Origin of the sequence: Helicobacter salomonis, assembly GCF_900197775.1 — a bacterium.
Classification (GTDB): Bacteria; Campylobacterota; Campylobacteria; order Campylobacterales; family Helicobacteraceae; genus Helicobacter; species Helicobacter salomonis.
The window spans coordinates 1-2986 of the sequence record NZ_FZMA01000055.1 but is presented as its reverse complement, the minus strand read 5'-3'; the positions used below and the strand labels follow the sequence as shown (position 1 = coordinate 2986).

Annotated in this window: 4 protein-coding genes; 2 read left to right on the top strand and 2 right to left on the bottom strand. The window is 43.2% G+C overall.

Features of this window, described 5'->3' with window-relative positions; all coding sequences use genetic code 11:
* Positions 1-421 precede the first annotated feature (421 nt).
* Complete coding sequence (locus C6H04_RS07240) at positions 422-649, top strand: hypothetical protein (RefSeq protein WP_104732772.1); 228 nt, start codon at positions 422-424, stop codon at positions 647-649.
* Between the two features lie 88 nt (positions 650-737).
* Positions 738-992, top strand: a complete 255-nt coding sequence (locus C6H04_RS07235) for a hypothetical protein (RefSeq protein WP_158653017.1) — start codon at positions 738-740, stop codon at positions 990-992.
* Positions 993-1229: 237 nt separating this feature from the next.
* Here C6H04_RS07235 and C6H04_RS07230 read toward each other — a convergent pair whose 3' ends face one another.
* Together C6H04_RS07230 and obgE are read right to left on the bottom strand one after the other, a co-directional pair.
* Positions 1230-2090, bottom strand: coding sequence for a tetratricopeptide repeat protein (locus tag C6H04_RS07230; RefSeq protein WP_104732770.1), 861 nt, complete (start codon positions 2088-2090; stop codon positions 1230-1232).
* Positions 2091-2105: 15 nt separating this feature from the next.
* On the bottom strand, positions 2106-2986 hold an 881-nt coding region (obgE, locus tag C6H04_RS07225), incomplete at its 5' end, for a GTPase ObgE (protein ID WP_104732769.1).

Genomic DNA, 2986 nt, shown 5'->3' with positions numbered 1-2986 from the left:
AATCTTGGCGGTTAGAATGAGCGCATCCAACTCTTAGTATTCAGGCTTTCACTAATCTCACTTACCTATTGCAAGGGTAGTTTTTCTTGGCGTGCACTTACATTTAGTGCCCTAAAGGATTGAGTTTTACGCACGTTCAGATAAAGTTTGGAGAAATCCAAGATTTATCCCGTTCTTGTGCAAGCATTTTTGGAAAGAATAAAAGTTTTGGAGGGATGGATTTTTTGCCTGTTCCATAGGAGAGACTAACCCCAAGCAAGCAGAACGCTTGCGCTATCAAAACTGCTGAAGATGTATGGGAATAGAGATAGCAAGCACAATCATCAAGTTCAAAACTGCAAACCATCAAAAGATACATAGAAAATCAAGGATTGAAGGCATTCATCCCACTCGCTAAAACAAATGCGACGCATTTGCTAGAGTGGGGTTTCTGATAAATTATGTTAAAAACACCCAACAATTTTTCAAGGCATTTAAGGCACTCTACGATTACACGCAAAAATCCTATGTCAAGATATACAAACGCCTAAACATCACGGATGATGACTCATATGTTGATAAATCCGATTTGACTTTGGCCATGGGAGCTTACACAGATGCCTCCATCCCTCTAGCCAAAGCCCTAAGACAACAAGTATCACTTGTTTAAAGAGTTTAAACACAAAACCAAAGAGAAGAGCTTTTTTAGCCCATGTGAAGGATATGGCCATGTTCCATGCCCTAGACTCATGGACAATTTGCGTGAAGGAGAAGAAGCAAAGGCGACATTTATTGCCCACGAATTTTTACATATCAACGCATGGCTTTATGCCCCGCTTTTCAACGCCCAAAGGGCTGGGCTAGATGCGATCGCCTATCTCCAACAACTTCATCGTATCGTTTCTAAAACTAATTATCCCCATATTAGAAAGATCGAGTATTTTAATCAAGCAAGGGTATATGAAGAACGGAGAAAAACATTGTCCTCCATGAGCCCTTTAGAAAACGCCTAGTTCAAAATATGCATAATGCGGATATACCCACGGGAATCTTTCATGTAGACTATGTGGTTATTGGGTCTCGCTCGTTTTGAGCACAATTTGTGATGTAGATAAGAAATTTAGAGTGAAAATTTGGTTGTTGCTGAGGGGAGAGGGGTAAGGCTAACAAATCCAATCAAAGGCAAACAAAAACCCCTTGCAAATAAGGTCGCCACTATGGTGTAAAAAAATCTAACTCTGCAACACTGCCTAATCTCCCAAAAGAATCTTGGCGTTCTTGCAACCTAGCTCTTCTCCCATTTTGCAGGCTTTTTTAAAATATTCATAAGCCATTTCTTTATCCTTGCCCACGCCATGACCATGTGCATACATCACCCCCAAATTCAAATAAGCTCCGGAAACTCCACCATCAGCGGCTTTGTGATAATATTCTAAGGCTTTGCGATAATCTTTGGCAACCCCTTCACCCCTGCTATACATGGATCCCAAATTCATGTAAGCTGCAATATATCCTGCGTCGGCCGCTTTTTGGAAATATTGGAAGGCTTGTCTAAAATCTTTAACTACTCCTTGTCCACTAATGTACATAAACCCCAAATTTGAGTAAGCCTCAGCAATCCCTGCGCTCGCTGCTTTTTTATAGCATTCTAAAGCCTTGTGATAATCTTTAGCGACCCCATCGCCACTTTGATACAGAACTCCTAAATAAAAATAGGCATGGGGAATCCCCAAATCTACGGCTTTTTGAAAATATTTGAAAGCTTTAGAATAAGTCTGACTAGCACCTTCTCCACTGAAGTACATGTATCCTAAACTGAAATAGGCTTCAGCAACTCCCCTATCTGCCGCTTTTTGGAAATATTCTAAGGCTTCGTAAAAATTCTTGCTAACACCCCAACCATAATAATACATCTCACCCAAATAATTATAGCCATTAGCATTCCCTGCATCTGCTGCTTTTTTAAAATATTCAAACGCTTTAGCATAATTCTTTTGTTTGTAATAAGTCTGTGCCTCTTTAAAAAAGTCTTCCCCTTTACTGCTCTCCGTACTACACCCCACCAACAAAAACAACGCCCCGATCAAACTTAAAACACAACTCTTGGACATGCCACCCCCTTTAGATCAATCCTTATTCAAAGCTTGGGCTAGTAATTGCACCAGCTGGGCGGTGTTGGTGGTGGTGTGGGCAGAGATGGGTAGAATAAAGGCGGGCTTGGGGTCTAAATCTTTTTCAAAGACACTCAGAGTATTAGTAAGGATTTCAGGTTCTAGCAAGTCTATTTTATTGATCACCACACCAAAGGCACGCTTCTTTAAGGTGGGCGAAAACGCGCCCAATTCATGGCGTAAATTTTCATATTGCTCTTTTAAGTCCAAGCCCACATCCAGCACAAAGAGTAGAAACTGCGTGCGCTCGATGTGTTTTAAAAAAGCTAGCCCTAAGCCCTTGCCCCCGCTGGCTCCCTCTATGACCCCCGGGATGTCTGCAATCACAAATTCTTTAAAATCCCCCACGCTTACCACCCCTAAATTAGGCACTAGAGTTGTGAAAGCGTAGTTAGCGATCTTGGGGCGCGCATTAGAGATCACGCTAATTAAAGTGGATTTGCCTACATTGGGCAAGCCCACCAAGCCCACATCGGCAATCAGCTTTAGCTCTAAGCGCACGCTCAATTCCACCCCCTCTAGCCCCTTTTGGGCGTAGGTGGGGCGTTGCTGCACGGCGTTTTTAAAACGCGCATTGCCCATTCCCCCCCTGCCTCCCTGCAAAAGCTTAATAGGCGCACCGCATTCTATAAAATCCCCTAACAACTCCCCGCTTTGCTGATTATAAATCTGCGTCCCCGGGGGCACAATGAGAGTAACATTCTCCCCCTTTTTGCCACTGCAATTTTTAGGACCCCCGGGTGCGCCATTCTTAGCTTTGTAATGTTTTTTGCCCCTAAAGGCCCCTAGCGTGTCGGTGTTATTGCTCACCTGCACGAAAACATCCCCCCCATCCC

Excerpts from the sequence above, each read along its gene's own strand:
- C6H04_RS07230 (WP_104732770.1), bottom strand. The coding sequence starts at position 2,090 with ATGTCCAAGAGTTGTGTTTTAAGTTTGATCGGGGCGTTGTTTTTGTTG.